Here is a 746-nt window from a genome sequence, read left to right on the forward strand (position 1 = left end):
CGAACCGCTTCGACTGGCTTGCCAAGTGCCGCAAGCAAAGCGGTGACACAGGTCCCGATATTGGCTCCTAAGGCCAAAACTATCCCGGCCTGAAGAGACAGCAAACCTTCGCTTGCCATCGCAATTGCAATACCAACAGTGGCAGCGGAGGATTGAACCAACCCAGTGAATAGTGCTCCCGCCAGAATGCCAAAAAGCGGACGTTCCATGCTAGCAAGGATTTCCAGAAAGGGTTCATAACTGCGCAAAGGCTTCATACCCTCACTCATCAGACCCATTCCGTAGAACACCAAACCGAGGCCCATTATCATCATACCCATGTATTTGGGGCGCTCATTTTTGCTGCCAAAAGTCATAAAAAAACCTAGTGCAACTGCAATAAGGGAATACGTAGAGAGGTTGAAAGCCAGCAGCTGCGCCGTGACAGTGCTGCCGATATTTGCTCCCATGATTACGCCGACGGATTGCGCCAATGTCATGACACCGGCGGTAACAAACCCCACGACCAACACTGTCGTAACAGAAGAAGAATTCAGTACACCGGTAACAAATGCACCGGTGGCGGCGCCCGTGAATCGATTCACTGTCAACTTCTGAAGAACATCGCGCAGGGTGTTTCCTGCGGCCTTTTTTAAGCCCTCAGACAAAAGATCCAATCCAGCTAAAAAGAGCGCCAAGCCGCCAAAAAGTCCCATCCCCAATTGGAGCCAATCTACTTGCTGCTCTGTTGTTTCTGTGGGCTGTGC

General features: G+C 51.2%; 1 protein-coding gene. It reads right to left on the reverse strand.

Annotation, left to right across the window (positions count from 1 at the left end; genetic code table 11):
- Positions 1-695 (reverse strand): Na/Pi cotransporter family protein (locus ACR0DX_RS22760; RefSeq protein ID WP_480847558.1); only part of this gene is annotated, 695 nt, incomplete at its 3' end.
- Positions 696-746 lie beyond the last annotated feature (51 nt).

The sequence above is a fragment of the Ruegeria sp. D3 genome (assembly GCF_056534465.1).